At 44.4% G+C, this 6526-nt stretch carries 4 protein-coding genes; 1 reads left to right on the forward strand and 3 read right to left on the reverse strand.

What is annotated here, in order from left to right; all coding sequences use genetic code 11:
• Positions 1 to 65 precede the first annotated feature (65 nt).
• Positions 66 to 3281: a toll/interleukin-1 receptor domain-containing protein gene (locus HGR01_RS41430; RefSeq protein WP_264267989.1), complete on the forward strand. Its 3216-nt coding sequence runs from the start codon at positions 66 to 68 to the stop codon at positions 3279 to 3281.
• Here the strand turns inward: HGR01_RS41430 and HGR01_RS41435 are convergent.
• The 3 genes from HGR01_RS41435 to HGR01_RS41445 form a co-directional block, all read right to left on the reverse strand.
• On the reverse strand, positions 3265 to 3669 hold the full coding sequence (locus HGR01_RS41435; RefSeq protein ID WP_264267990.1) for a hypothetical protein: 405 nt from the start codon (positions 3667 to 3669) through the stop codon (positions 3265 to 3267). The genes HGR01_RS41430 and HGR01_RS41435 overlap by 17 nt on opposite strands.
• Positions 3670 to 4001: 332 nt before the next feature.
• Positions 4002 to 5657, reverse strand: a complete 1656-nt coding sequence (locus tag HGR01_RS41440) for a relaxase/mobilization nuclease domain-containing protein (RefSeq protein ID WP_264267991.1) — start codon at positions 5655 to 5657, stop codon at positions 4002 to 4004.
• Between the two features lie 4 nt (positions 5658 to 5661).
• Positions 5662 to 6090 carry a MobC family plasmid mobilization relaxosome protein gene (locus HGR01_RS41445; RefSeq protein WP_264267992.1) on the reverse strand — a complete coding sequence of 143 codons (429 nt, stop codon included), beginning with the start codon at positions 6088 to 6090 and terminating at the stop codon, positions 5662 to 5664.
• Positions 6091 to 6526: the final 436 nt, after the last annotated feature.

The following is a 6526-nucleotide window of genomic DNA, read 5'->3' on the forward strand; positions in this document are numbered from 1 at the left end:
CATAGCAAACCTTATAGTAATTTCACCAGATCAAACCATACTAGACGCAAACTGAGTAACTTAATATGACAGACGTTTTTATCTCCTATTCGCGCCGGGACAAAGAATTCGTCGTTACTCTCCAAAACGCACTCAAAGCTCAGAATCGTGAAACTTGGGTTGACTGGAAAGATATTCCTTTAACTGCTGATTGGTGGGCAGAAATTGAAGCAGGGATTGAGGCAACAAACACCTTTGTTTTTGTAATTAGCCCAGATTCGATTGTCTCTAAAGTCTGCAATCAAGAGATTGAACACGCAGTTAAAAATAATAAGCGCCTTGTGCCAATTGTGCGGCGAGAAGGCTTTGATATGGAACAGGTGAATCCTGCGCTTTCTAAGCACAACTGGCTGTTCTTTCGGGAACAAGATGATTTCGATAGTGTTTTTCCCCAGCTAATTCAAGCGATTGATACTAATTTAGAATATGTGCGTGGGCATACGCGCTTGCTGATTCGGGCGCTGGAGTGGGAGAACAAGGGACGTAACGATAGCTTTTTGTTACGTGGGACTGATTTAGAAGCAGCAGAGCAATGGCTTGTTTATAGTGCTGCTCAACAACCACAACCTACAGAACAGCAGAAGAACTATATTACTAAAAGCCGCGAAGCTGAAGCAGCGCATCAAAGATTGATGAAAGCTGGACACCAGGCCAGGCAGATGGTTCGCATTGGCTCTGGTGTGCTGGGTGTGATGTTAATACTAGCAGCAATAGTTGGAGTCTGGGCAAACAAAACTATTCAAGAAGCACAAGAAGGCACAAGGCTAGAGCGAGAGGGAGTAGCAGCTTTACAGCAGTTTGAGGTGCAGTCAATAGAAGCCTTATTCTCAGCTATGAGCGCAGGGCAAGGCTTGCAGCCACTAGTTAAGGATGGTCGCCCTTTAGAACAATATCCAGCCACCAGCCCCATATTAGCTTTGCAAACAATTTTAGATGGGATTCAAGAACGGACGCGGCTTACAGGGCATCAGGATACGGTCAACAATGCCAGTTTTAGCCCGGATAGCAAGCTGATTGTCACTGCCAGTTCTGACAACACAGCGCGGGTATGGGACACAACGGGTAAGCTGTTAGCCCAACTCAAAGGGCATGAGAGTTATGTCAACAATGCCAGTTTTAGCCCGGATAGCAAGCTGATTGTTACTGCCAGTTTTGACAAGACAGCGCGGGTGTGGGACACAACAGGTAAGCTGTTAGCCCTACTTCAGCATGAGGAAAGGGTCATGAATGCCAGTTTTAGCCCGAATAGCAAGCTAATTGTTACTGCCAGTGATGACAAGACAGCGCGGGTGTGGGACACAACAGGTAAACTGTTAGCCCTACTTCGGCATGAGAGTTCGGTCTACAATGCCAGTTTTAGCCCGAATAGCAAGCTAATTGTTACTGCCAGTGATGACAAGACAGCGCGGGTGTGGGACACAACAGGTAAACTGTTAGCCCTACTTCGGCATGAGAGTTCGGTCTACAATGCCAGTTTTAGCCCGAATAGCAAGCTAATTGTTACTGCCAGTGATGACAAGACAGCGCGGGTGTGGGACACAACAGGTAAACTGTTAGCCCTACTCAAAGGGCATCAGGATACGGTCATAAATGCTAGTTTTAGCCCGGATAGCAAGCTGATTGTCACTGCTAGTTCTGACAACACAGCGCGGGTGTGGGACACAACGGGTAAGCTGTTAGCCCAACTCAAAGGGCATGAGAGTTATGTCAACAATGCCAGTTTTAGCCCGGATAGCAAGCTGATTGTCACTGCCAGTTCTGACAACACAGCGCGGGTGTGGGACACAACAGGTAAGTTGTTAACCCAACTCAAAGGGTATCAGAGTGTGGTCAACAATGCCAGTTTTAGCCCGGATAGCAAGCTGATTGTCACTGCCAGTGATGACACAGCACAGGTGTGGGACACAACGGATAAGCTGTTAGCCCTACTTAAAGGGCATCAGGATACGGTCATAAATGCCAGTTTTAGCCCAGATAGCAAGCTGATTGTCACTGCAAGTGGTGACAAGACAGCGCGGGTGTGGGACACAATGGGTAAGCTGTTAGCCCTACTTCAGCATGAAGGAGCGGTCTACAATGCCAGTTTTAGCCCGGATAGCAAGCTGATTGTCACTGCAAGTGGTGACAAGACAGCGCGGGTGTGGGACACAACGGGTAAGCTGTTAGCCCTACTTCGGCATGAGTCTTACATCAATTCAATCCAGACAAATGCCCAGAGAGACACAATGCGTAAGCTGTTAGCCCTACTCAAAAGGCCTGAGAGTTCGGTCTACAATGCCAGTTTTAGCCCGGATAGCAAGCTGATTGTTACTGCCAGTGATGACAAGACAGCGCGGGTGTGGGACACAACGGGTAAGCTGTTAGCCCTACTTCGGCATGAGAGTTCGGTCATGAATGCCAGTTTTAGCCCGGATAGTAAGTTGATTGTCACTGCCAGTTTTGACAAGACAGCGCGGGTGTGGGACACGACGGGTAAGCTGTTAGCCCTACTCAAAGGGCATGAGAATTATGTCAAGTATGCCAGTTTTAGCCCCAATAGCAAGCTGATTGTTACTGCCAGTGATGACAAGACAGCGCGGGTGTGGGACACGACGGGTAAGCTGTTAGCCCTACTCAAAGGGCATGAGAATTATGTCAAGTATGCCAGTTTTAGCCCCAATAGCAAGCTGATTGTTACTGCCAGTGATGACAAGACAGCGCGAGTGTGGGACACAACGGGTAAGCTGTTAACCCAACTTCAGCATGAAAAAAGGGTCAACAATGCCAGTTTTAGCACCGATAGCAAGCTGATTGTCACTGCCAGTGATGACAAGACAGCGCGGGTGTGGGACACAACGGGTAAGCTGTTAGCGCTACTTCGGCATGAAAAAGGGGTCAGAAATGCCAGTTTTAGCCCCAATAGCAAGCTGATCGTCACTGCAAGTGGTGACACCGTGCGGGTGTGGCCGGTGGAAAACTTAGAGCAACTTTTGGCTCGAGGTTGTGCCTGGCTGCATGATTACCTTGTTACCCATCCTCAAGGCTTGGAAAAACTATCAGTATGCCAAAATCAAGCTATTTTGATGGCAGCAGTGCCATTTCTGATTAGGGAAGGTGAGGAGCAAGCAAGAAAAGGTGATACTCAAGAAGCAGTTGCTACCTTTCGTAAAGCTTTGAAGTGGAATCCCAGCTTAAAATTTGACCCAGAGGCAAAAGCAAAGTCATTAGTAGAAGCTGCAAATCAACTTAATAAGGGTGAGTAGGTAGCACAGGTAGGCAATATTGATGCTGCTGTTTTTCATGCAATTCAGTTTTGATAATTTCCGTATAATTGGGGACTACTTTCACGCTAATCAAACTGAGATAAAGCCCTATTCCCAAATCATTATGTGGAGTTTTAGGGTAAGCAGTCCACAAATAATCTGATGATAAATCCAGATGATGAGCAACCAGTTTTACCATTTGATTCATGAGATTGACATTGATTATTACACCGTCTGTTGTTATTAGTTGCCCTTTACGGATATTCTCAGCACTAGGAACATAATGTCCCCATATCCGACCAATTGCCCGATATTGTAGAGAGTCTATAGGGGCAAAAATATTTTGATTATTTGGTAATAATTTTTGTGTATCGGTAGTAATAGTCATGCTCTCAATTTTCAATCTCTCACGAAAATGGTTTGTGATTTATCAAATATCTCTGTTATGAGTTTTCAGTCAGATAGATGGATAAAAGCAGGAGTTTTAGTTACTAATTTTCCACTAGATAATTGTAACAGTTATGGGTATTCAGAAAACTAGCTTTCAATAATTGTTCAACTACTTTTCACAACTACAAAACAATTTATTGGCAGTGGCAGACACGATATAGATTGAGTTAAGCGGTTAAGAGTTGTGCATTTTTGGGGGAAGGAGTATAGAGTTCTGGAGGATAAAAGTTACTGTCAATTTCCACTATGCACTACTAGCCGCAGCTTTATTTACCGTGATAATCCTCTAGTTCGAGCCATTGATTGCTGTTGCTCATGTTCTATATATTCAAGTAATATCTGCTTGGCTTTTTGCCAAGTCTCAATATCTGACTGCCTGACTTCACCTATATTCACTACAGAATATTCAGTCTCACTTTGAGGGTTACGGTTGACTTTGACACGAAATACCTCTCCTCGTTCATCATGAGTAAACACTAATTCTCTACCTTGTTTTGACAGATTAGAGTGTTTAAATCTCAGGCTATCTTTGCCAGTATCTTCAATTAGGTGATTGATTAGCTCTACACCTACGGGGACTGCTATAGCTAATAATTCTTGTCTTAATTGCTGTTGTTCTGCTTGTTGTGATTCAGGTGATGGTTGCTGTTTGGCTAACTGATTTTTAGCAATCAATACTAAAGCTCTGGCTTCTTCTTGATTCCATAGTGCGGGGCTGACTTTGAGTATTTCTGCAACTTCTGGGTCGGTTTTACCATCTTGTATGGCTCTGACCGCTACTTGTTTATCTCGGTCTGTGACCAATTCATTCTCTAGTTCTAAGCTGTAATGCCTGTATAGCTCTAATGATTGAGTCTGAGTTATTGGGGGTTTAATTTCTGTTATAGGCTCGGATTGTTTGGGTAATATCTCCAGATTATCTGTAGTTATAGTAGATGTTGATTGCTCTATTATTTGCTGATTAATTCGCAGAATCGGGGCTGATTCTATGAGGTCAGTGAGGCGTTTAATTGCTGCATCATCCCGTAATGGTTCATAATTTATGGCTAATTCACTTTGAAGTTTGGTAAATGAGCATTTGTATTTATTGAGATTACCTCCCTGTTTCCATAGCAGTCGGGGGGAACCATCTTCATTAACCGAGCCGACCTCAATACCAAACTTAATGCCTCTGACTCCGCCATTATTGTAATAACTAACGATGGTTTTGATTTGATGTTCTGACCATAATCGCTCAATAAACTCTGGCATTGTGGGTTTATCAGTTGCGACTTGCTCAATAGCTTGTCTCATTATTTCTTCGCCTGGAAGTCCATCTCGTTCGATTCGTTCTCGTTGATTACGAGTCATGGCTTTCCGTTTGCTTTCCCAACTACTCTGTACTGGTGTGAGGTTAAATTGTCGCTCTAACAATCGGGCTGAGTGTTCCGAATGGGCGTAATTATTCCAGGTACGAATGGATTTACCATCTAGGTTATTGACCCTGGATGCAACGATGTGGGTGTGGTCGTGTTTTTTGTCTGAATGTCGGGCTATGAAGAAGTCATAAGCGGGTAGTTCTGTCTCTATAAATTCATCAACTAGCTGGTTTAACTTGGTGTCGGATATCCTTTTATCAGGTTGTTTGACTTGGGCTTCTTCCCCTTTTAACCGTGATAGCACAATGACATTTGCAAAGTGACGTTGGGAGAGATTCGCCAATTCTTCATCATTTAAATCTCTGTCAGTCTTCGGTACACTCAGCATGAGGTGATAACAGGGGTCTTGTAGTTGGGGGTTAAGGTGGGCTGACAGGGTGAATTGCTCTACTAATTTATCGGTGGTTATCCCGTACATATTCCCGCCAATAATCTCGGCTTTCTCTTTCTCTAATACGTATTTGGTAGTACCGCGAAATGATTTATTGGCTTTGATTTTAGTAATCATTTCGCTAATCCTCGTCTGGTATAGGTTGAGATAAGCTGGCGTGAGTTTGTTTTAATAAGGCAGTTAATTCTTTTATAGTTTGCAGGTATTCTTTGACATTATTGGTGAGAGGTTGGCTACCAATTTTTACTGCTTCGTTGATGGCTCTGGTTTGTTGGTTGAGGTTGTTACCAATTTTTTTTAGCTCGTAGATGGTTTGTCTGTTGACTTCGGGGATAGTCAATTTTGGTTGGGGTAAAGGGTAATCAAATAATCTCGCTCTTATATAGTCACTTTGCACCACACCATTGCACCGTTGTTCTAGCCTAGTTTTTTCAGCAGTGCTTACCCTAAAGGTAATGGTTATTTCTCGCTTTGTATCTGGCTCTACTTTCCGATTACTTAGTGCTAGAGCAAGTTGATTACTAAGGTTGGTGCGTGGGTCTGGCTGCATAACTGGGAGTTTTACTATTTGAATTTTTATTTTTTAACCGGGTGATTCGCTGTAGCTGCTATGGCACGAAGTGCCGCGCAGGTAGGCGAATCACCCGGAACTTTTGGACTAATTTACCCCTTGACAATACCTCTATAAAGGGGGTTTGGGGGACACCCCCAACAAGCAATGAACGCCGCTATTCCGAAGGAATAGCAGCACCGCAGGTGCGTTACGGCGTATTGCTTGCCTATGTCTCCGCGCGGGGTCTTGGGGTGGGATGAACCAGGGGGCAGGGCGCGGGATTGGGTACAACGCCACAGTGCGTAATCTGGGGCAATCCTGAGATGTGCCTGTGTGTAAGGGCTGGTGATACGCCAGAACTTATTTTCTTGTTTCTGCTTTTTTTAGCCTAGTCTACTTGGGTGAGTGTGTAGCTGTTTTTTGTTTCTCTTCG

The organism is Tolypothrix sp. PCC 7712, assembly GCF_025860405.1.
Classification (GTDB): domain Bacteria; phylum Cyanobacteriota; class Cyanobacteriia; order Cyanobacteriales; family Nostocaceae; genus Aulosira; species Aulosira diplosiphon.